Origin of the sequence: Mycobacterium sp. NAZ190054 (assembly GCF_001545925.1) — a bacterium.
Lineage (GTDB): Bacteria > Actinomycetota > Actinomycetes > Mycobacteriales > Mycobacteriaceae > Mycobacterium.
In genome coordinates this window covers 1-21,191 of the sequence record NZ_LMVQ01000379.1, presented here as the reverse complement: position 1 = coordinate 21,191, position 21,191 = coordinate 1, and the positions used below count along the sequence as shown (strand labels likewise).

General features: G+C 69.6%; 23 protein-coding genes and 1 pseudogene. 18 read left to right on the top strand and 6 right to left on the bottom strand.

Features of this window, described 5'->3' with window-relative positions; all coding sequences use genetic code 11:
- Positions 1-4 precede the first annotated feature (4 nt).
- From ASJ79_RS22220 to ASJ79_RS22205, 4 genes are read left to right on the top strand one after another with little or no spacing between them, the layout of a single operon-like run.
- A complete protein-coding gene (locus ASJ79_RS22220) occupies positions 5-751 on the top strand; it encodes an ABC transporter ATP-binding protein (protein WP_067960000.1) in 747 nt (248 codons plus the stop codon).
- Positions 748-1,734 carry an amidohydrolase family protein gene (locus ASJ79_RS22215; protein ID WP_067959997.1) on the top strand — a complete coding sequence of 329 codons (987 nt, stop codon included), beginning with the start codon at positions 748-750 and terminating at the stop codon, positions 1,732-1,734. Before ASJ79_RS22220 ends, ASJ79_RS22215 begins: the two co-directional genes overlap by 4 nt.
- Positions 1,727-2,917 (top strand): FAD-dependent monooxygenase, encoded by a 1,191-nt coding sequence (locus tag ASJ79_RS22210; RefSeq protein ID WP_067959994.1) that lies wholly within the window; start codon positions 1,727-1,729, stop codon positions 2,915-2,917. Before ASJ79_RS22215 ends, ASJ79_RS22210 begins: the two co-directional genes overlap by 8 nt.
- A gap of 14 nt (positions 2,918-2,931) precedes the next feature.
- Positions 2,932-3,366, top strand: a complete 435-nt coding sequence (locus ASJ79_RS22205; RefSeq protein WP_067959991.1) for a hypothetical protein — start codon at positions 2,932-2,934, stop codon at positions 3,364-3,366.
- Here ASJ79_RS22205 and ASJ79_RS22200 read toward each other — a convergent pair.
- Positions 3,363-4,523 carry a zinc-binding dehydrogenase gene (locus ASJ79_RS22200; protein WP_067959987.1) on the bottom strand — a complete coding sequence of 387 codons (1,161 nt, stop codon included), beginning with the start codon at positions 4,521-4,523 and terminating at the stop codon, positions 3,363-3,365. The genes ASJ79_RS22205 and ASJ79_RS22200 overlap by 4 nt on opposite strands.
- Positions 4,524-4,554: 31 nt before the next feature.
- Between ASJ79_RS22200 and ASJ79_RS22195 the strand changes: the two genes are divergently transcribed.
- Both ASJ79_RS22195 and ASJ79_RS22190 read left to right on the top strand, forming a co-directional pair.
- On the top strand, positions 4,555-5,340 hold the full coding sequence (locus tag ASJ79_RS22195; protein WP_067959983.1) for a glutaminyl-peptide cyclotransferase: 786 nt from the start codon (positions 4,555-4,557) through the stop codon (positions 5,338-5,340).
- Positions 5,337-6,461, top strand: coding sequence for an FAD-dependent oxidoreductase (locus ASJ79_RS22190; RefSeq protein WP_067959981.1), 1,125 nt, complete (start codon positions 5,337-5,339; stop codon positions 6,459-6,461). Before ASJ79_RS22195 ends, ASJ79_RS22190 begins: the two co-directional genes overlap by 4 nt.
- Here ASJ79_RS22190 and ASJ79_RS22185 read toward each other — a convergent pair.
- From ASJ79_RS22185 to ASJ79_RS22175, 3 genes are all read right to left on the bottom strand, one after another.
- Entirely contained in the window at positions 6,436-7,608 is a 1,173-nt protein-coding gene (locus ASJ79_RS22185; RefSeq protein ID WP_067959978.1) for a serine hydrolase, read from the bottom strand. The two genes, ASJ79_RS22190 and ASJ79_RS22185, sit on opposite strands and share 26 nt — an antisense overlap.
- Complete coding sequence (locus tag ASJ79_RS22180) at positions 7,605-8,018, bottom strand: hypothetical protein (protein ID WP_067959975.1); 414 nt, start codon at positions 8,016-8,018, stop codon at positions 7,605-7,607. Before ASJ79_RS22180 ends, ASJ79_RS22185 begins: the two co-directional genes overlap by 4 nt.
- Positions 8,019-8,082: 64 nt before the next feature.
- A complete protein-coding gene (locus ASJ79_RS22175; RefSeq protein ID WP_067959972.1) occupies positions 8,083-8,493 on the bottom strand; it encodes a heme-binding protein in 411 nt (136 codons plus the stop codon).
- 290 nt (positions 8,494-8,783) lie between these two features.
- On the opposite strand from ASJ79_RS22175, the gene ASJ79_RS22170 reads away from it, so the two are divergent.
- From ASJ79_RS22170 to ASJ79_RS22140, 7 genes and pseudogenes are all read left to right on the top strand, one after another.
- Positions 8,784-9,197 carry a VOC family protein gene (locus ASJ79_RS22170; RefSeq protein ID WP_067960017.1) on the top strand — a complete coding sequence of 138 codons (414 nt, stop codon included), beginning with the start codon at positions 8,784-8,786 and terminating at the stop codon, positions 9,195-9,197.
- Between the two features lies 1 nt (position 9,198).
- Entirely contained in the window at positions 9,199-10,068 is an 870-nt protein-coding gene (locus ASJ79_RS22165) for a rhomboid family intramembrane serine protease (protein ID WP_067959968.1), read from the top strand.
- Positions 10,069-10,779: a beta-phosphoglucomutase family hydrolase gene (locus ASJ79_RS22160; protein WP_067959965.1), complete on the top strand. Its 711-nt coding sequence runs from the start codon at positions 10,069-10,071 to the stop codon at positions 10,777-10,779. It abuts the gene before it with no gap.
- Entirely contained in the window at positions 10,779-13,145 is a 2,367-nt protein-coding gene (locus ASJ79_RS22155) for a glycoside hydrolase family 65 protein (RefSeq protein WP_067960014.1), read from the top strand. Before ASJ79_RS22160 ends, ASJ79_RS22155 begins: the two co-directional genes overlap by 1 nt.
- Positions 13,146-13,148: 3 nt before the next feature.
- On the top strand, positions 13,149-13,895 hold the full coding sequence (locus ASJ79_RS22150; RefSeq protein ID WP_067959961.1) for a hypothetical protein: 747 nt from the start codon (positions 13,149-13,151) through the stop codon (positions 13,893-13,895).
- Positions 13,896-13,971: 76 nt separating this feature from the next.
- Positions 13,972-15,298: pseudogene (locus tag ASJ79_RS22145) on the top strand (MFS transporter).
- Positions 15,295-15,576, top strand: coding sequence for a hypothetical protein (locus ASJ79_RS22140; protein ID WP_067959957.1), 282 nt, complete (start codon positions 15,295-15,297; stop codon positions 15,574-15,576). Before ASJ79_RS22145 ends, ASJ79_RS22140 begins: the two are co-directional and overlap by 4 nt.
- A gap of 7 nt (positions 15,577-15,583) precedes the next feature.
- Here the strand turns inward: ASJ79_RS22140 and ASJ79_RS22135 are convergent, their stop codons facing one another.
- Entirely contained in the window at positions 15,584-15,922 is a 339-nt protein-coding gene (locus ASJ79_RS22135) for an aminopeptidase (protein WP_067959954.1), read from the bottom strand.
- 104 nt (positions 15,923-16,026) lie between these two features.
- Here ASJ79_RS22135 and ASJ79_RS22130 point away from each other — a divergent pair, with 104 nt between their 5' ends.
- Positions 16,027-16,938 carry a DMT family transporter gene (locus ASJ79_RS22130; RefSeq protein ID WP_067959950.1) on the top strand — a complete coding sequence of 304 codons (912 nt, stop codon included), beginning with the start codon at positions 16,027-16,029 and terminating at the stop codon, positions 16,936-16,938.
- Between the two features lie 6 nt (positions 16,939-16,944).
- Here the strand turns inward: ASJ79_RS22130 and ASJ79_RS22125 are convergent, their stop codons facing one another.
- Positions 16,945-17,373, bottom strand: coding sequence for a TIGR03668 family PPOX class F420-dependent oxidoreductase (locus ASJ79_RS22125; RefSeq protein ID WP_067959948.1), 429 nt, complete (start codon positions 17,371-17,373; stop codon positions 16,945-16,947).
- A gap of 108 nt (positions 17,374-17,481) precedes the next feature.
- Between ASJ79_RS22125 and ASJ79_RS22120 the strand changes: the two genes are divergently transcribed.
- The 4 genes from ASJ79_RS22120 to ASJ79_RS22105 form a co-directional block, all read left to right on the top strand.
- Positions 17,482-18,633, top strand: coding sequence for an ABC transporter substrate-binding protein (locus ASJ79_RS22120; RefSeq protein ID WP_067959945.1), 1,152 nt, complete (start codon positions 17,482-17,484; stop codon positions 18,631-18,633).
- A gap of 11 nt (positions 18,634-18,644) precedes the next feature.
- Complete coding sequence (locus ASJ79_RS22115) at positions 18,645-19,496, top strand: ABC transporter permease subunit (protein ID WP_067959942.1); 852 nt, start codon at positions 18,645-18,647, stop codon at positions 19,494-19,496.
- The gene (locus ASJ79_RS22110) at positions 19,493-20,272 is read left to right on the top strand and encodes an ABC transporter permease (RefSeq protein ID WP_067959938.1); all 780 of its coding nucleotides are present in this window, start codon (positions 19,493-19,495) and stop codon (positions 20,270-20,272) included. The genes ASJ79_RS22115 and ASJ79_RS22110 overlap by 4 nt, the downstream gene beginning before the upstream one ends.
- Positions 20,269-21,191 (top strand): ABC transporter ATP-binding protein (locus ASJ79_RS22105; protein ID WP_067959934.1); only part of this gene is annotated, 923 nt, incomplete at its 3' end. The genes ASJ79_RS22110 and ASJ79_RS22105, both read left to right, overlap by 4 nt.

Below are 21,191 nucleotides of genomic sequence, written 5' to 3'. Positions count from 1 at the left end.
AATCATGGCTTCCATCGAAATTCAGGGCCTCGTCAAGGAGTTCACCGATCGCCGCGGCGCGGTCACGCGTGTCATCGACGGCGTCGATCTCACCATCTCGGGCGAGACCTTCGTCTCCGTCGTCGGCCCCTCCGGCAGCGGCAAGACCACGCTGCTCAACATCGTGTCCGGCATCGAGACCCACACCTCGGGGCAGGTCCGGCTGCGTGCCGGATCCCGAGATGCCCGCGTGGGCTACGTGTTTCAGGATCCACGCCTGCTGCCGTGGCGCACGGTGAAGGCCAACCTGGCCTTCGTCCAGCATGAGCGCGCCGGCTGGCAGGAGCGGGCCCGCCACTATCTCGACCTGGTCGGGCTCGCACACTGCGCCGACCGGTATCCCGCGCAACTGTCGGGCGGCCAGCAGCAGCGCATCGGCATCGCCCGCGCGTTCGCCGTCGAACCCGACGTGCTGCTGATGGACGAACCGTTCAGCCACCTCGACGCGATGACCTCACGCACGCTGCGCGAGCATCTGGAGCGGATCTGGCTGGAATCCCGGCGCACCGTCATGTTCGTGACCCACGACGTGACCGAGGCCGTGCAGCTGTCCGACCGCATCGTCGTGCTCGAACCCGGTGGGCGCATCCACGAGATCATCGACGTCGACCTGCCGCGGCCACGGCGCGCGTCCGACCCCGCCGTAGCGGTCCTGCAGGCCGAGATCCTGGCGCGTTTCGAAGCCCTCGAGGCGAAGGGCGCCGCGGCGTGAGCCTGCACCCGGGACCGATCGACGTCCACGCCCACTGGCTGCCCGAGGACCTGTTCGGCCTGGCCCCCGGTTCACCTCTGCCCGCCCTGCATGACAAGCACGGGCAGTTGCATCTCGGTGAGCTGCCGCTGTCCATCGAGACCGCCGCGATGAGTGACGTCGACCGCGTCCTCGCCGACACCGACCGCGCGGGGCTCGGGTCGCGGGTGCTGTCGGCGCCACCGTTCGCGTTCCCGGTCGTCGACCACCCGGGCGTGGACGATTTCGTCGGGGAGTTCAACGAGCGACTGGAGAAGGTGTGCCGCGACAGTGCCGGCAGGCTGCTCGGCCTGGGCCTGGTATCGCTGCACCAGCCGGAGTCGGCGAGGAAACAGATTGCCGCGCTTTCATCTTCGGGGATCACCCCGGGCATCGCGGTGCCTCCGCTGCTGGGTGCCACCTCGTTCGACGTAGCCCCGATGCGCGAGATCCTCGCCGCGGCTGCCGAACACGACGTCGCGGTGCTGGTGCATCCGATGCAGCTGGCACGGCCGGAATGGGCCTCCCACTACCTGGTCAACCTCATCGGTAACCCCGTCGAGTCCGCCACCGCCGCAGCGGCGCTCACCCTCGGCGGCGTGCTCGACGAGATCCCCGGCCTACGCGTCTGCCTGGTGCACGGCGGTGGGTGCGCGCCGGCTCTGGTGGGACGCTGGCAGCACGGCTGGCAGCAGCGGGCCGACGTCCGTGGAGCGGCCGCCCGGCCTCCGCGTGACACGTTCGCCGAACTGTGGTTCGACACCCTCACCCACGATGTCCCCACCCTGCGGTTGCTCGCAGCACAGGCTGATTCGTCGCACCTGATGTGCGGCAGTGACTACCCGTTCGACATGGGAACCCCCGACCCTCTGGAGCTACCGCACGCGGCGGGCATCGACGACGCCGCGCTGGAATCCAACGCCCGGGCCTTCCTCGGGCTGACCACAGGAGAAGGACATGAATGACTGGAGCGGTCACCGGGCGATCGTCATCGGTGGTTCCATCGGCGGTCTGACCACTGCGCTGCTGCTGCGGCGGCTCGGCTTCGACGTCGCGGTCTTCGAACGCACCCCCAACAACCTCGACGGCCGCGGCGGTGGGATCGTGCTGCAGCCGGATACGCTGCGCTGGTTCGTCGAGTGCAGCCGCCAGCATCCCGAGACGGTCAGTACCTCAACTCACTTCGTGCAGTATCTGGGAGACGACAACGCGGTGATCCATCGCGAGGCGGCGCCGTGGAGCTACACCTCGTGGGGCACGTTCTACCGCGCGCTGCTGGCGGACTTCGGGACCGAGGGCTACCACCTGGGCGAGTATGCCGCCGGTTTCGACCAGGACGCGGACGGGGTGGAGGTGCGGTTCACCACGGGCCGGGTGGAGCGGGCCGAGTTGGTGGTGTTCGCCGACGGCATCACGTCGCCCGGCCGTCGGCGGATCTCGCCGGAGTCCCGGCTGGAGTACGCGGGCTACGTCGGGTGGCGCGGCACCGTGCCCGAAAGCGAGGTGTCTCCCGAGACGTTCGAGTTGCTCAAGGATTCGATCAGCTACAGCGTCGGGCCGTACACCCACATCAACGTCTATCCGATCCCGTCTTCCGACGGCGGCCTGCGCCCGGGTGAGCGTCTGCTGAACTACGTGTGGTACCGCAACGTCCCCGAGGGCTACCCGCTGGACGAACTGATGACCGACAAGCGCGGCTTCATCGCCGGCGTCTCGTTGCACCCGGGGCAGGTTCAGGACCGCTTCGTCGACGAGATGCGCTCGGCGGCACCCGAAGTGCTGGCTCCCGCTGCGGCGGAAGTGGTGGTACGCACGGAGCAGCCCTACCTGCAGGCGGTGTACGACGTCGGCGCCCGCCAGATGGCGCTGGGGCGGGTGGCGCTCGTCGGCGATGCCGCCAGTGCGGCCCGCCCGCACGCCGCGGCCGGCACGGCGAAGGCAGCCGCGAACGCCTGGGCGCTGCACGACGCCCTCGCCGACAGCGCCGACGTCACCGAGGCCCTCGCCAAGTGGGAGCCCGGCCAGCTCGAGCTCGCGCAGCGGCTGCTGCGCCGGGTCAAGGAGATGGGCACCCGGTCCCAGGTCACCTGCACCTGGATCCCCGGACACCCCGACAACCGGTTCGGCCTGTACGGGCCGGGCCGCTGACCGAAAGGCACACGATGACAAACACACATGATTTCCTGACCGACGCCCCGCTGGCGGGCACCCTGGTCGGCACCGACTTCGAGGGCTGGAGCGACGAACTGAAGGCCGAGTTCGAACGCCACTCCCACGACGGGTATGTCGGCTCCCGGTTGCTCAGCCAGAACGAGCGCGTCCGGGTGTGGGAGATCCGGCTGGCGCCGGGACAGCGGTGGCATGCCCACCGCCACGTGCTGGACTACTTCTGGACCGCGGTCAACGCCGGTACCAGCCGGCAGCACACCTCGGACGGCACCACCCGCGATGTCTCCTACAGTGCCGGTGAGACACGGCATTTCACGTTCGCCGAAGGTGAATACCTGCTGCACGACATCGAGAACGTCGGCGAGGACGAGCTGGTGTTCACCACCGTCGAGCACCTCGACTCGGCGAACCCACCGTTGCCGATCTAAGGCGCCACCGCCGGACTGGCCGGGTCGATGAGAATCTTCGCGTGTGTCTCCGGGTCGCCGAGCGCCTCGAACGCCGCGGCGACACCGCCGAGACCCACCGTCCCGGTCACCAACGGCGACGCGTCGAGCTTGCCCTCGGCCAGCATGTGCAGGGTGTCGCGGAACTCGATGGGCGTCTGACCGAAGACGAACCGCATCTCGATCTCTTTGCCGATCGCCATGGCCGGACGGATCCTGTCGTCGCCCATGCACACGCCGACGACGATGACGCGCGACGCCAGCGGCGCCGCGGAGACGATCCCGTCGATCATGCCGGGCACCCCGACGCACTCGAAGATCACCGGCCGCTTCGGCGCGGTGCCGCCGAGCCGGTCGGCGATCCGGTACACGTGCGCCCACCCGGGGATCTTGCGCAGCTTCTCCATCGAGCCGACACCGAGTTCGTAGAGCGCGGGCAGTTCGGTCAGGCCGCGCTGTCCGGCCGGCACCGCGTCGTACGGGGACTCCTCGGCCGGGTCGACGACGACGTCGGCGCCGCAGCGCGACGCCAGGGCGCGTCGGCCGGGGGAGAAGTCGCTGGCCACGATGGTGCGCACGCCGCGCGCCTTGAGATGGCAGATGACGGCCAGGCCCACCGGGCCGCAGCCCAGCACGATCGCGACGTCCCTGCCGGTGATCTCGCTGCGTCGGACCGCGTGCAGCGCCACCGACATCGGTTCGGTCAACGCGGCCACGGCCGGGTCGAGACCGTTGGGCACCGCGAACGTCAGCGCGGCCTCGGTCACCACCTGCTCGGCGTACGCGCCCGGTGTCAGCGGGGACAGCCCCAGCAGATGCACGCCGCCGCCGGCGCGGCGCAGCGGAAACGACACCACCGTCGTGCCCTCGGTGAACTCCCTGCCTGCCTTGCGGCCCCGCTCGGCGACCACCCCGCAGAACTCGTGGCCCATCACCACCGGGGTGTCGCTGCGCACGAAGTCGTGGTAGCCGCCTTCGGCGAAGACCTCGGTGAGCTCGTCGGCGTGATCCTTGGCGTGCAGATCCGATCCGCAGATCCCGCACCGCAGCACGTCGAGCACCAACTGCCCGTCGCCGGGCCGCGGGGAGGGCAGGTCGACGACCTCCAATGTGCCGTGCACACAACTGACCGCTTTCATTCGGCCATCGTCGCACGGTAGAACGGGCGATATGACTTCCTCTCGCCGAAGCGCCGCGCCGCGGGTGTGGGCCGTACTCGCGCTGGTGGCGGCCGGCACGGCCTCGCCGCTCGCACACGCCGAGCCCGCCGTCCCGGTCGTCGAACCCGTCGTGGTGGAGGAGATACCGCACGACCAGGAGGCCTTCACCCAGGGCTTCGAGATCAGCGGCCCGGTGCTCTACGAGGGCACCGGGCTGGCCGGCGAGTCGCAGCTGCGCACACTCGACCCCGACACCGGCGAGGTGACCCGCGCGGTCGACATGCCGGGCGACTACTTCGGTGAGGGCATCACCGTCGTCGGTGATCGCATCTGGCAGCTGACCTACCGGGACGGTGTCGCCGTCGAGTGGGACAGGGCCGGCCTGACGCCGGTGCGTGAGGTGCCGCTGTCCGGGGAGGGCTGGGGACTCTGCTACGACGGCGAGCGCCTGATCCGCAGTGACGGCAGCAACCGGCTGACGTTCCACGATCCCGGCAGCTTCGCCGAGACCGGGGGTGTCGACGTGACCCGTGACGGCCGCGCGCTCAACGGGCTCAACGAGTTGGAGTGCGTCAACGGGCAGGTGTGGGCCAACCTGTGGCCGTCGGACAACCTGGTGCGGATCGACCCCGGGAGCGGCGCGGTGACCCTCGTCGTCGACGCCACCGGACTCCGGGCCCGCGGCATACCGTCCAGCGCCCAGGTGCTCAACGGCATCGCCCACGTCCAGGGTTCGCAGTTCCTGCTCACCGGCAAGGACTGGCCGAAGACCTTCCGGGTGCAGCTGGCCGGATGAGCGGCAGACGTGTCGTCATCGCCGGGCTCGGTGACGTCGGTGTGCTCACCGCGATCAAGCTCGCGAAACACGCTGACGTCGTGGGAATCTCGGCCAAGCCCGGGCTGGTCAGCGGACAGGAGCTCGGCTGGCGGCTGGCCCGCCCCGAGCACTGGGCGCAGCACAACTGGATCCCGTTCGACCGTTTCCGCGGCCTCGACGGCGTCCGCACCGTGCACGGCGCACTGACGGGGCTGGACCTCGCCGCCCGCAGCGTCACGGTCACGACAGCCGCCGGCGCGACGACGGAGGTGGGCTACGACGCGCTGGTGATCGCCACCGGTGTCACCAACGGTTTCTGGCGGCAGCCGGCGGTGCGGACCGCGGCGCAGATCGGCACGGATCTGCGGGCGCCGCACGAAAAGCTCGCCGCCGCCGAGTCGGTCCTCGTGGTCGGGGGCGGCGCCGCGGCGGTCGGCAGCGCCGCGCAGATCGCCACCGCATGGCCGGGTAAACGGGTCGAGCTGTGCTTCCCCGGTGCGCGGGCCCTGACCGGTCATCATCCGCGCACGTGGGAGACCGTGCGGCGCAGGCTGACCGAGGCCGGAGTGGTGTTGCGGCCCGGTCACCGGGCCGAGCTCGAGCCGGGTTTCACCGGCGATGAGCTGACCACCGGGGAAGTGCGCTGGAGCACCGGGCAGCCACCGTCGACCGCTGACGCGGTGCTGTGGGCGATCGGCCGGGTGCGGCCGAACACCGGCTGGTTGCCGGCCGAACTGCTCGACGAGCACGGCTTCGTGCGCGTGCTGCCCACATTGCAGGTGCCCGGACATCCCGAGGTGTTCGCGGTCGGTGACGTCGCGGCGACCGACCCGCTGCGCAGTTCCGCGCGCAATCGCGCCGACGGCCTGCTGGCCCGCAACATCCGCGCCGCGTTCGCCGGGAAGCCGCTGCGCAATTACCGCCCGCCGGGCCGGCGTTGGGGGTCGGTGGTGGGAATCCAGCCGGACGGCCTGGAGGTGTTCGCGCCGGACGGCCGGGCGTTCCGGTTCCCGGCCTGGTCGTTCGAGCCCGTGCTGATGCGCATGATCGTGCGGCGGGGCATCTACCGAGGCGTCAGATCCGCGGGATCTCGGCGTTGATCCGGTCCAGCAGCTGCGGGTAGCGCTTGGCCTCGCGATGGCTGCCGGGCTTGCCGCTGCTGACCACCGCCACCGAAAGTGCGCGCTGCGGGTCGGCCCACACCGCGATGTCGGTCAGCCCGGTGTGCCCGAACGCGCCGGCCGCGTCGCGGCCGAACGGCCCGAACCGCTTGGAGCCCAACATGTATCCGGTGCCCCACCGTATCGGCGCCAGCCCGGTTGCGAGATCCGGGCGTAACCGGCGGACCTCCCTGGTCGCCGCGTACAGCGTCTCCGGGGACAGCACCCGGACACCGTCGAGTTCCCCTCCACGGCAGAGGATCTCGGCGAACCGGGACAGCTCGTTGGCGTGGGACACCGTGTTCGACGACGGGATGACACCGGTCAGGAACGCAGGCGTGTTCGAGAACGGGATGATCTGCTGCGGCGTGCCGCCGACGGCCGTCTTGAACGCCTTGGCGATCGGGGCGGGCAGCGGTTTGCCGGTGACGTGGCTGGGTGCCACCAGCGGAACATCCTGTGCCGCAACGCCGTAATTGGTCCAGCGGAAGCCGAGCGGGTCAAGGATCTCCTCGGCCAGGATGTCGCGGATACTGCGGCCGGTTGCCGCGGAGATGATCTCACGCATCAACGGGCCCCACGTCACACCGTGATAGACGTGCACCAGCCCCGGCGGGTAGAGCGGCTTCATCCGGCCGAGCATCTCCCGCGCATATTCGCTGTCGTCCATGCGCTTGAGGTCGGGCTTCGGCCCGGTCGCGAACGGGATGCCGGCGCTGTGGGTCAGCACGTGGCGGATGGTGGTGCGGTCCTTGCCGTGGCTGGTGTAGCCGGGCAGGTAGTCGCACACCCGGTCCTCCAGCGAGAACGCACCGCGTTCGACGAGCATGTGGGTCACCGTCGTGGTGATCGCCTTGGCCGCCGAATACACGCAGAACGGGGTGTCGGTGCGGACCGGGACTCCGTCCCAGGCGTAACCGATCGCCCGGTCCAGGATGACCCGGCCGTCACGACGCAGGCACACCTGGATCGCGGGCTGCATCCCGGCCCGGTACCAGTGCACCGCCGCCTGCCAGATCCGCTCGACCGCGGTCTCCAGCCCGGCGGGGTCCTCGGCCCCGATCGAAGTGACCTCCGAGTCGGTCAGCGCGGCCCCCCGGAGAACATGCCGCTGCCGATCGCCTGCGTCAGCTGACCCAGCAGATCGCCGGGGCCGGGCTCCGGTGGCATCGGGGCGTTGGTGAGCTGCCAGACCTGGCAGTCGCTGGTGGTGAAGGTGGTGTCGGTCGGCTGGATCTGGACGAACGACGGTTTCTTGGTCAGCCTGTTGTCGACCAACTGGTCACCGGCGGTGCGTTTCCAGTAGCAGGCGCCATCGTCGACCGGTCCTGCGGACTGGTAGACGCCCGGGACGATGTCGGTGCCGACGGCGTACGAGCCGTTGCCCTCGATCGTGGTCTTCGGTGCTTCGGCGGGCTGGGCGCCGGCCGCCGGTGCGGCCACGCCCCAGCCCGCGATCACAGCTGCGGCCACCGCAGCCGGTTTGATCAGCCTCATAGGAAGTCAGTCTAAGTGCTGCGGCGGCGGGGAAGAACCCGCCGCCGCAGCCTCAACGGTGCGATCAGCCGGCCATGAACGTGTCGTAGGCCGACTGCAGATCGGCGGGCAGCACGCCGACGTTGCAGTTGCGCTGCGTGTCACCGATCGGCGCGAGGATGCCCCGCAGGTCGTAGTACTCCGCCGGGTTGGCGTTGAAGTAGCCCCGCAGGTTGGCCTCGGCCTCGGGCCGCGGCTGGTTCATCGCCGTGGTCACGGCCTGATTGGCGCCCGGGTGGGCGTCGAGGTACTGCCGTGCCTGACCGGTGACCGAGCTGACGGTCCCGGTGAGCGAGGCTGCGGTGCACTGGGCCGGCTGCGCGCCCGCGAGCGGTGCGGCCACGGTGGCCGCGGCGACACCGCCGAACAGACACGCCGCCCCGGCACCGGCCAGAGCGCGCCGACTTGCACGCACGGTCAATCCATTGAAATTCATGATCGATTGGGTCCTTCGGATTGTGAATCGGTTACTGCTACCCCCGCCCGAACTCCAAGGTAACCGAGATCTGAAGTGCTCAAACGTATCTCGTTGTCCGGGAGGCACGCTGCGGCTCCGCGTTACATTCTCGGGGCGTGACGTTCACCTCAAATCGGGCCGAAACCCGGCCTGATCCGTCGCCGAACTCTGAAACTTCTCAGGTTTCACCGCCGTTGCTTAGATGATCGTGATCTGCGTCGTCACCGAATCGTTACCGAGCAAAGGCTTCCGCGGCGCGAGATAGGTTGGTGTGCGTGAAACTGGACCTGCTGACACCCGGCATCGAGGTCGGGCTCGTCACCACCGACCCCGAACCGATGGTCGCCTTCTACGAGGGGTTCCTCGAACTCGAGCCGCAGGGCGAGATCGAGTTCGACGGCGGCTCCCAGCGCCGCTATTCACTGGGCGGCAGCGTGCTCAAACTCGTCACCTACACCACGCCGCCGCCGGCTCCCGTCGCCCCGGGCGGCGGCCGCGCGCAGGCGGGGCTGCGGTACTTCACGATCGGCGTCAACGGGCTGCGGGCCGTCGCCGCCGCCTTCGACGCGTCCGACTACCACGTGGTGGAACCGCTGACCGAGTTCGCGCCGGTGCCGGGCATGGGGTGGATGTTCGTCGCCGATCCCGACGGCAACCACATCGAACTGTTCGGGACGCTCTGACATGGGCTATCCGTACCCGCCCGGTACCCCGGCTCAAGCCCCGACCTGCTACCGGCACCCGGACCGGCAGACCTATGTCCGCTGCACGCGGTGCAACCGGTTCATCTGCCCCGAGTGCATGCACAGCGCCGCGGTCGGCCACCAGTGCGCCGACTGCGTCGGCGAGGGCGCCCGGTCCGTGCGGCCGGTCACCAACGCCGTGGGCGCCCGAGCACCGCGGTCGACGACGCCGCTGGTGACCTACGTGCTGATCGCGGTCAACCTGCTGATGTTCGCGCTGCAGATGGCCTCCCCGGACCTGGAACGCGCCCTCGGGCTGTGGCCGCCGGCCGCCGCCGACGGCGAGTTGTACCGGCTGGTGACCTCGGCGTTCCTGCACTTCAGCGTCACCCACATCGCGTTCAACATGCTGGCGCTGTACTTCGTGGGCCCACCGCTGGAGTTCGCGTTGGGCCGGCTGCGGTTCGTCGCGCTGTATCTGCTCAGCGCGCTGGGCGGCTCGGTGCTGGTGTACCTGCTGACGTTCAACGCGCTCACCGCCGGCGCGTCCGGGGCGGTGTTCGGCTTGTTCGGCGCGACGTTCGTGGTCGGCCGCAAACTCAACATGGACGTGCGGTCGGTCGTCGCGATCATCGGGCTGAACCTCGCTTTCACCTTCCTGATCCCGCTGTTCACGTCGCAGAACATCAGCTGGCAGGGCCACATCGGCGGGCTTCTGACCGGCGCGGTGGTGGCCGCGGCGTTCGTCTACGCGCCCCGGCAGCAACGCAACCTGGTGCAGGGCGGCGCGGCGGTGGGACTGCTGGTGCTGTTCGTCGCGCTGGTCGTGTGGCGCACCGCCGAACTGCGGACGATGCTCGGGCTCGGCTAGATGCTCGGCCTGCCCGACCGCGTCCGCGCCTGCCTGTTCGACCTCGACGGCGTGCTGACCGACACCGCGAGCGTGCACCGCCGCGCGTGGAAGGCGATGTTCGACGAGTATCTGCGCGGCCGTGCCGGGGACGGCGAACCGTACGTGCCTTTCGACGCCGGCGCTGATTACGAACGCTATGTCGACGGGAAACCCCGCCTGGATGGCATCCGTTCGTTTCTGGGCAGCCGCGGCATCGTCGCCGACGAGGAGACCGTGTCGCGGCTGGGGGAGCGCAAGAACCTGATGTTCAACCAGAGTCTGCACACCGACGGCGTCACGGTGTTCGACGGTTCGCGGCGGTACCTGCAGGCGGCCGCCGAGGGTGGGTTGCGGCGCGCGGTGGTGTCCTCAAGCGCCAACACCCGCGAGGTACTCGAACTCACCGGACTGGACGTCTACATCGAGGAACGGGTCGACGGCGTGACGTTGCGGGAGCAGAACCTGCCGGGTAAACCGGCCCCCGACGCGTTCCTGCGTGCCGCGCAGCTGCTCGACGTGGCACCGGCCGACGCAGCCGTGTTCGAAGACGCGCTGTCGGGGGTGGCCGCGGGCCGTGCCGGCGGATTCGGCCTGGTGGTCGGGGTGGACCGCACGGGACAGTCAGAAGCGTTGCGACACCACGGCGCCGATATCGTCGTCACCGACCTCGGGGAGTTGCTCCGACCATGATGATCACCGACGAAGCGTTCCCCGTCGAGCCCTGGCACGTCCGGGAGACGCAGCTGCGGATGGATCTGCTGCCGCAGACCGAGTCGCTGTTCGCGTTGTCCAACGGGCACATCGGACTGCGCGGGAACCTCGACGAGGGTGAGCCGCACGGACTGCCCGGCACCTACCTGAACGGGTTCTACGAGACCCGTCCGCTGCCCTATGCCGAAGCGGGGTTCGGCTATCCCGAGGACGGGCAGTCCATCGTCGACGTCACCAACGGCAAGCTGATCCGGCTGCTGGTCGACGACGAACCCTTCGACATCCGGTACGGCGAGCTGCACTCCCACGAACGGTCCCTGGATCTGCGCGCGGGCACGCTGGCCCGCGCCGCGGACTGGACCACGCCGTCCGGCAAGCGCGTGAAGGTGTACTCGACACGGCTGGTGTCGCTGGCGCAGCGCAGTCTGGCCGCCGTCGAGTACATCGTGGAGGCCGTGGACGACGTGCTGCTGACGGTGCAGTCCGAACTGGTCGCCAACGAGGACCAGCCGGTGTCGTCGACGGACCCACGGGTGGCCGCGGTGCTGGAGCGCCCGCTGGAAGCGATGCAGCACGAGGTCAGCGAACGCGGGGCGATGCTGATCCACCGCACCCGGTCGAGTCGGCTGACGATGGCGGCCGCGATGGACCACCTCATCGACGCCGAGGGCCGCGTCGACGTCAGTGGCGACTCCGGTGACGACTGGGCGCGCACCACGGTGGTCACGGAACTGAGAGCCGGTGAGCGTCTGCGCCTGGTGAAGTATCTGGCCTACGGCTGGTCGAGCCTGCGTTCCTGCCCGGCGCTGCGCGATCAGGTCGCCGCCGCGATCGCCGGCGCGCGCTACACCGGGTGGGACGGATTGCTGCGGTCCCAGCGCGACTACCTCGACGAGTTCTGGGACAGCGCCGACGTTGAGGTCGACGGCGACGCGGACTGCCAGCAGGCGGTGCGGTTCGGCTTGTTCCACGTCCTGCAGGCCAGCGCCCGCGCCGAGCGGCGGGCCATCGCGGGCAAGGGGCTGACCGGGACCGGCTACGACGGCCACGCGTTCTGGGACACCGAGGGATTCGTGCTGCCGGTGCTGACCTACACCGCGCCGCGGGCGGCGGCCGACGCGCTGCGGTGGCGGGCGTCGACACTGGAGATGGCACGCGAGCGCGCCAAGGAGTTGGACCTGTGCGGCGCGAGTTTCCCGTGGCGCACCATCCACGGCGAGGAGTGCTCGGCCTACTGGCCCGCCGGCACCGCCGGGTTCCACATCAACGCCGACATCGCGCTGGCGTTCGACCGCTACCGGGTGGTGACCGGCGACGACTCTCTGGAGAAGGAGTGTGGCCTCACCGTTCTCGTCGACACCGCGCGACTGTGGATCTCGCTGGGGCACCACGACCGGCACGGCCGGTGGCGCATCGACGGGGTCACCGGGCCCGACGAATACACCGCCGTGGTGCGGGACAACGTGTTCACCAACCTGATGGCGGCGGCGAACCTGCGGATCGCGGCCGACGCGTGCGCCCGGCATCCCGACGCGGCCCGTGACCTCGGGGTGGACACCGAGGAGATGGCCGCGTGGCGGGACGCCGCGGACGCGGTGCACATCCCCTATGACGAGGAACTGGGCGTGCACCCACAGTGTGAGGGGTTCACCACGCTGCGGGAGTGGGACTTCCGGATGAACACCAAATACCCTCTGCTGCTGCATGAACCGTATGTGCGGCTCTATCCCGCCCAGGTGATCAAGCAGGCCGACCTGGTGCTGGCGATGCAGTGGCAGAGCCACGCGTTCACCCCGGAGCAGAAGGCCCGTAACGTCGACTACTACGAACGGCGTACCACCCGGGACTCGTCGCTGTCGGCGTGCACCCAGGCGGTGATGTGCGCCGACGTGGGGCATCTGGAGCTCGCGCACGATTACGCCTACGAGGCGGCCCTGATCGACCTGCGCGACCTGCACAACAACACCGGCGACGGGCTTCATCTGGCGTCGCTGGCCGGCAGCTGGACGGCGCTGGTGGCCGGATTCGGCGGGCTGCGCGACGACGAAGGGGTGCTGGAGCTGGACCCGCACTTGCCCGACGGTATCGCCCGGCTGTGTTTCCGGTTGCGCTGGAGGGGCTTTCGCGTGACGGTTGAAGTGAACCACCAAACGGTGACGTACACGCTGCGCGACGGCCCACGCGGGATGCTGTCGATCCGGCATGCGGGGCAACCGTTGGAGTTGAACACCCGCCAACCCACCGAGGTGCCGGTGCGCCGCAGGGTTCCGCTGCTTCCGTCGCCCCAGCAGCCGCCGGGGCGGGAGCCGCTGCGCCGGCGCCATCGGATGTCAGAACAGGCCTGAGACATGGCTTTCGCGGTGGACGACGCGCTCGACGAGCTGTACGCCGCTGCGCCCGCGGACTTCACGAAGGTCCGCACCCGGCTGGCGGCCGCGGCGAAGAAGAGCGGTGAGGCCGATGCGGCCCGCCGCATCGCCGGCAGCCGCAAGCCGACGACGGCCGCATGGGTGGTCAACACGTTGGTGCTGGGCGGTCCGGCCCGATCGGCGCTGGCCGACCTCGGCGCCCGGCTGCGCGAGGCCCACACGGCGATGGACGGTGAGACGATCCGCGCGCTCACCGCCGAACAACGCAGGCTCGTCGACGAGCTGACGCGCACCGCGCTGCGGCAGGCCGGAATCGCGTCGCCGCCGGCGGCGCTGCGTGACGACGTCACCTCCACGCTGCAGGCCGCGATCGCCGACCCCGAGGTCGCCGAGCGGCTCGGCCGGCTCACCAAGGCCGAACAATGGTCTGGCTTCGGCGATTTCGGTTTCAGCGCCGCGGTCGCCGCGCCGAAGGCGCGGGAGACGAAGGTCCGGCAGGCCACGAAGTCCCATGAGGCCCGCGCGGCCGAGCGGGCGAAAGCCCAGGCCGACGCCGCGCTGAGTGAGTTGCAGTCCGACCTGGCCAGGGCGAGGCTGAAGCGCGAGGACGCCCGGCGCCGGCTGGACGAGGCCGAGCAGGCGTTGACCGCCGCCGAAGACGCCTACGCCGCCGGTAAACAGGCTGCCAAGGATGCGGCTGACGCGGTGCGGGCGGCGAAGCGCTAAGTTGCGTTCAGCGCCGCCTCCAGTGGGATGCGGTAAGCGAAATGCTCAGCGCCACGCTTAAATTCGGGGGTTCGACATGGAGACCGACATCCGCCGGGTGGTGACGGGGGCGTCCATCGGTAACGCCGTCGAGTGGTTCGACTTCGCCATCTACGGCTTCCTGGCGACGTTCATCGCCGCGCACTTCTTCCCCGCCGGCAACGAGACCGCCGCGCTGCTCAACACGTTCGCGATCTTCGCCGCGGCGTTCTTCATGCGTCCGCTCGGCGGCTTCGTCTTCGGACCGCTCGGCGACCGCATCGGCCGTCAGAAGGTGCTCGCCGTGGTGATCCTGCTGATGTCGGCGGCCACGCTGTGCATCGGCGTGCTGCCGACCTACGACACCATCGGGGTGGCGGCGCCGCTGTTGCTGCTGCTGTTCCGCTGCCTGCAGGGGTTCTCGGCGGGCGGCGAGTACGGCGGCGGCGCGGTGTATCTGGCGGAATTCGCCAGCGACGCGCGCCGCGGCCTGACGATCACGTTCATGGCGTGGTCCGGTGTGCTGGGCTTCCTGGCCGGCTCGGTGACGGTGACGCTGCTGCAGGCGCTGCTGCCGGCCGCGGCGATGGAGAGTTACGGCTGGCGCATCCCGTTCCTGATCGCCGGCCCGCTGGGGCTGGTCGGTCTCTACATCCGCCTGCGCCTCGGCGACACCCCACAGTTCGCCGAACTCGACAAGGCCGACAAGACCGCGGATTCCCCGCTGCGCGAGGCCATCGCCACGTCGTGGCGACAGATCCTGCAGGTGATCGGCCTGTTCATCGTCTTCAACATCGGCTACTACGTCGTGTTCACCTTCCTGCCGACGTATTTCATCAAGACGCTGGAGTTCTCCAAGACGGCGTCGTTCGTGTCGATCACGCTGGCCTGCGTGGTGGCGCTGGTGTCGATCCTGCCGCTGGCGGCGCTGTCGGACCGGATCCGGGCGGCGGCCGCTGCTGATCGGCGGCGCGGTGGCGTTCCTGGTGCTGGGCTACCCGCTGTTCGTGCTGCTGACCTCCGGGTCGCTGATCGCCGCGGTCGCGGCGCACTGCCTGCTGGCGGCCATCGAGTCGGTGTACATCTCCTGTGCGGTGTCGGCCGGTGTCGAACTGTTCGCCACCCGGGTCCGGTTCAGTGGTTTCTCGGTGGGCTACAACGTCTGCGTCGCGGTGTTCGGCGGCACCACGCCGTACGTCGTCACGTGGCTGACCGCGAGCACCGGCAACTCGATCGCCCCGGCGTTCTACCTGATGACCGCGGCCGTGCTGTCGCTGGTCACGGTGCTCACCCTGCGGGAGTCGGCCGGGCGAGCGCTGGCGCAGGTGCAGGACGACACCGCTAGGGTGGGCTCAGGCATCCACGAAGAGGAGACGCGGAGATGAGGCTTCAGGTGTTGCCCTACGTCACCGTCGAGATCGATGACCGGCTCCGGCGCCGGCTGCGCGTGGCCGGCGAGAGGCTGCGCGTCACACTCCGGGCCTACCTGCGCAGCGCCGCCGACGACGTCGACGCCGCAGGCGATCGCGTGAGCGGCCTGTGTGACCGCGCCGTGCACCGGGTCGACACCGTGGTCGCCCGCGTCAACGACCGGATCGCCCCGGACGCCGACCCCGCAGCGCCGGTCCGGCACCTGCGGGTCGTCGACGGGCGCGCGTCCTAAACCGGTCTCAGGCGCGGACCCGCCCGGAGCGGCCGCCGACGAAGAACGATCCGGCCACCACGACCAGGCCGACGACGGCCACCGGGATGGCCCACGACCGGCGCGCGGATATCGACGACTCACACGCGGCCGCGTAATCGGTGTGCGGAATGATCTCGTTGAGCACCGGCAGGTTGGCCAGGTTCCCGCTGTCGGCTTCGCGGGCCGTCGACAGGTCGGCGGCGATACCGTTACCACATCCGATGCTGCCTTCCGGTCCGGGGATCGACACCGGCACCAGCAGCGCGATGACACCTGCCAGCAGTATCGCCACCCCTGCGATCATGATCAACCGTCGCGCGTTCATGCCCGCATTGATGCCCCAGTTGCCCGGCGCTGAAACAAGATCGATCGATCGGCGAGGCGGGACCGGACTGCGCGCCGCGCCGGTGGGTGTGTTGTCCTTGTCGGGTGATCGGGCATGGCCTTACGGTGCTGCTGGCGTTTCTCGCCGCGGTGTTTCTCGCTGTCGGGATCGTGGTGCGCCAGCGGGCGACCCTCGACGTGCCCGCCGAACACGGAATCAGTGCGGTGATGTTCCAGACGCTGGTGCGCCGGCCGTTGTGGTGGGCGGGCACCGCGGCAGCGGTGGCGGGCTACCTGTTCCAGGCGCTCGCGCTGGCCGAGGGGTCGCTGTTGCTCGTGCAACCGATCCTGGTCTCGGCGCTGCTGTTCGCGCTGCCGCTGAGCGCCCGGTTGGCGGGTCGCCGGGTCACGCGTGCCGAATGGGGGTGGGCGGTGCTGCTCACCATGGCGCTGGCGGTGTTCGTGGTGCTCGCGAAGGCCAGCCCCGGCGACTACGAGGCGTCGCTGTCGACCTCGGCGGTGGTGGCGGTGGTGTGCACGGCCGCGGTGCTGGCGTGTGTGATCGTCGCGACGCGCATCATCGGGTGGATTCGGGCGGTGCTGCTGGCCGTCGCGGTCGGGGTGTTGTTCGGCGTCGTCGCGGTGCTGACGAAACTGGTGATGCACGTCCTGACCAACGAGGGTCTCCCCGCGGTGCTGACCACCCCGGTGCTCTACCTGTTGGTGCTGCTGGGCGTGGTCGCGACGCTGCTGCAGCAGTCCTCCTTCCACGCCGGCTCGCTGCAGACCTCGGTGCCCACCATGCTGGTGCTCGAACCGCTGGTCGCGGTGGTCCTCGGGGCGGTGGTGCTCGGTGAGCACCTCGACGTCGGGCGGTGGGACGCGGTCGCGCTGCTGGTGTCGACGGTCGCGATGGTGGCGGGCACCATCGCGCTGGGCCGGGACGAGGGCGCCTACGAGGAACAGTTGGAGGCGAACAAAGCGGCCAAGGCTCAGGCGGCGTCGGGCAACGGGTAGCCCCGGTCAACCCCCATGCCAGGACGACCAGCGGCGGATCTCGACCGTGACGACCGGCCCGTCGAGTTCGACGCGCTGGTACTGCGGGTACTTGGCGCGCAGCTGCGCGTAGCCGGTGGCCATCTCCACGCCGCTGTGGTGGATCGTCGCGACGCCGTCGGCGCGCACCCACCACAGCCGGGACCAGTCGTCGTCGTAGTGGTCGACGAGCAGGCTCACCGCCGGGTTGTGCTCGATGTTGACCAGTCGGCGCAGCCGTCGCGTCGACTTCGGTTTGGCGTCGATCGCGGTGTAGAGGATGTCCTGGCGGTGCTCGGGCACCGCGAACACCACCGGCACCACATGCGGCACGGCGTCGGCTCCCACGGTCGCCAGCATCGCCACCGGCGCGGCGGCGAAAGCGGCGATGACGTCACGGTCGTCGGAATTCGCCATCACCCCAGGGTAGGGTGCGCACAGCTGGTCCGATTCGTTCACTGCGGAGTCGCGGGGCGGTAACCGCGCAGCCACTGCGCAGCCTCCTGCTCATCGGAAGGTTCGGCAATGAACACCTCACCTGACACGCCACGGCCGCCGGTCCGGGTTCTCGCTCTCGCCGCGTCGGCGCTGCTGCTCGGCGGCGCCGTGGCCTGCGCGCCGCCCGAGAAGGACAACTCGAACGCCCAGACCGAATCCGGTGTGAACGCGGCCGCGGCCACCTCGGCCGAGGACTTCGGCGGGATGGAGGGCCTGATCGAGGCGGCCAAGGCCGAGGGTGAGCTCAATGTGATTGCGCTGCCGCCGGACTGGGCCAACTACGGCGCGATCATCACGGCCTTCTCCGACAAGTACGGCATCAAGGTCAACTCCGCGCAGCCCGATGCCTCCAGCCAGGACGAGATCAACGCGGCCAACCAGCAGAAGGGCCGCAGCACCGCACCGGACGTGTTCGACCTCGGCCAGTCGGTGGCGCTGGCCAACACCGCGATGTTCACGCCGTACAAGGTCGAGACCTTCGACGACATCCCGGCGGCGTTCAAGGACGCCGACGGCACCTGGGTCAACGACTACGGCGGCTACATGTCGATCGGTTTCGACGCGTCCAAGGTGCCGCCGGTGACCCGGGTGGACGACCTGCTCAAGCCCGAGTACCAAGGCAAGGTGGCGCTCAACGGGGATCCGACCCAGGCCGGCGCGGCGTTCTCCGGGGTGCTGATGGTGGCGCTCTCGCAGGGCGGTTCGGCCGACGACATCGCCCCCGGCGTCGAGTTCTTCCGCAAGCTCAAGGAGGCGGGCAACTTCCTGCCCGTCGACCCGACGCCGGCCACGATCGCGTCCGGGCAGACGCCGGTGGTGATCGACTGGAACTACACCAACTCCGCCGAGACCAAGAAGTTGCCGTCGTGGACGGTGGTGGTGCCGCCGGAGAACGCGGTCGCCGGCTACTACTACCAGGCCATCAACAAGGACGCCCCGCATCCGGCCGCCGCGCGGTTGTGGCAGGAGTTCCTCTACAGCGACGAGGGCCAGAACCTGTTCGCCCAGGGCGGGGTCCGGCCGGTGCGGGCGGACAACATGCTCGTCGACGGCACCCTCGACCCGGCGGTGGCCGAGGCGCTGCCCGTCGTCGACGGACCGGTGACCGTGCCGACCCCCCAGCAGACCGAGGCGGCGTCGCAGTATCTCGCGGAGAACTGGGCCGCGGCGGTCGGCTGAGGTGGACGCGGGTGAGTCTTGCGCGCCGGCTGCGTGATTCGCTGCCGCTGCTGCCGTTCCTGACCGTCGTGGTCGTCTTCCTGATCATCCCGACGGTCACCGTCGTGGTGGGAGCGGTGTACGCCGACGGGGTTTTCAGCCTGGACCGCATCGCGGCGTTGTTCACCGGCACCGCGTTGTCGGCGCTGCGCGACAGCGTGCTGCTCTCGGGTGCGACCGCGCTGCTCGGTGCGGTGCTGGGCGCGGTGCTGGCGTGGCTGATCGTCAGCAGCCCACCCACCTCGATGGCGCGCCGCGCGGTGCTGTCGCTGTGCAGCGTGCTGGCCCAGTTCGGGGGTGTGGCACTGGCGTTCGCGTTCCTGGCCACGGTCGGGCTGAACGGCGTGCTGACGCTGTGGGTGCAGCAGGTGTTCGGGTTCAACCTGGCCGGCTCGGGCTGGCTGTACAGCTTGAGCGGGCTGATCCTGGTCTACACGTACTTCCAGATCCCGCTGATGGTCATCGTGTTCCTGCCCGCACTGGAAGGACTGCGGGAGCAGTGGCGCGAGGCCGCGGTCAGCCTCGGCGCGTCGACATGGGCGTACTGGCGCGAGGTCGCGCTGCCGTTGCTGACACCGGCGTTCCTGGGCTCGGCACTGTTGTTGTTCGCCAACGCCTTCGCCGCGTACGCCACCGCCGCGGCGCTGGTCAGCCAGGGCAGCCCGATCCTGCCGCTGCTGATCCGCGCGTCGCTGGTCAGCGAGGTGGTGCTCGGGCAGGCCGGGTTCGCGTATGCGCTGGCACTGGAGATGATCGTGGTCGTGGCGGTGGTGATGGTCGCCTACAACCTGCTGGTGCGCCGCAGTTCCCGGTGGTTGTCATGAGGAGGCTTGTCCGGGGCGGACTCTGGGTGATGTTCGGGATGTTCTTCCTGTTCCCGCTGTACGCGATGGCCGACTTCTCCACCCGCAACCTGCTCTCCGACGGCCGCACCTGGCAGGCGTGGGCCAACCTGGTCGCCGACGAGGCGCTGTACACCTCGATCGTGGTGTCGCTGCTGCTGGCGGTGTTCACGGTGGCCGCGATGCTGGTGCTGCTGGTGCCGACGATGATCTGGGTGCGGTTGCGGGCCCCGTGGGCCAAGGGACTGATCGAGTTCCTGTGTCTGCTGCCATTGACGATCCCGGCGCTGGTGATCGTGGTCGGGCTGCGCAACGTCTACCTGTGGGTGACCTACCTCCTCGGGGAATCCGCGCTGACCCTGACCTTCGTCTACGTGATCGTCGTACTCCCGTTCGCCTACCGGGCCCTCGACTCCGCGCTGTCGGCGATCGATCTGCACACCCTGTCCGAGGCCGCCAGGTCACTGGGCGCGGGATGGCTGACCACGATCACCCGGGTGGTGGTGCCCAACATCTGGTCGGGCATCCTGTCGGCGGCGTTCATCTCGATCGCGGTGGTGCTCGGCGAGTACACCATCGCGTCGTTGTCGGGTTACGAGACGCTTCCGGTGCAGATCGTGCTGATCGGCAAGAGTGACGGCCCCACGTCGGTGGCGGCGTCACTGGTGACGTTGTTGTTCGGATTCGTGCTGCTGCTGATCCTGTCGCTGGTGACCCGTGGCCGGCGGGGCGGCAAGACCCCGGGGGTGACGGTATGAATCAGGGCGTCGGTGTCCGGCTCGACGAGCTGACCCGGGTGTACGGGTCGACCCGCGCGCTCGACGGGCTGACACTGCACATCGAACCCGGCGAGCTGGTCGCGCTGCTGGGCCCGTCGGGGTGCGGCAAGACCACCGCGCTGCGGATCGTGGCGGGCCTCGACGAGGCGACCTCGGGCACGGTGTCGGTCGGCGGTGTCGACGTCAGCAGGGTGCCGGCGAACAAGCGCGACATGGGTATGGTGTTCCAGGCCTACAGCCTGTTCCCGCACCTGACCGTGCTCGACAACGTCGCCTTCGGGCTCAAGATGCGAGGAAAAGGCAAGCGGGACAGGCTCTCCCGGGCGGCGGACATGCTCGATCTGGTCGGGCTGGGGGCGCTGGGCGGACGGTACGCCAAGGAACTCTCGGGCGGGCAGCAGCAGCGTGTCGCGCTGGCCCGCGCACTGGCGATCCAGCCGCGGGTGCTGCTGCTCGACGAACCGCTGTCGGCGCTGGACGCCAAGGTGCGCACCCAGCTGCGCGACGAGATCCGGCGCGTGCAACTCGAAGTCGGCACGACCACACTGTTCGTCACCCACGATCAGGAGGAGGCGCTCGCCGTCGCCGACCGGGTCGGGGTGATGAACCAGGGCAGGCTCGAGCAGCTCGCCGCGCCCGCCGACCTGTACGCCAACCCGGCCACCCCGTTCGTGGCCGACTTCGTCGGGTTGAACAACAAGGTGTCCGCCACCGTCTCCGGTGGCACCGCGACTGTGCTCGGCATGCCGGTGGCCGCGCTGCCCGGGTCGGTCGACGCGGAGCCTTCGGAGTTCCTGCGCTGGAGCCGCGCCGGAGAGATCACGCTGGTGCTGCCGCCCGAGTTGGCGCGCCGGCTGACCGTGACCACCCGGCAGGAAATGGGTGTGGTGTTCGCCCA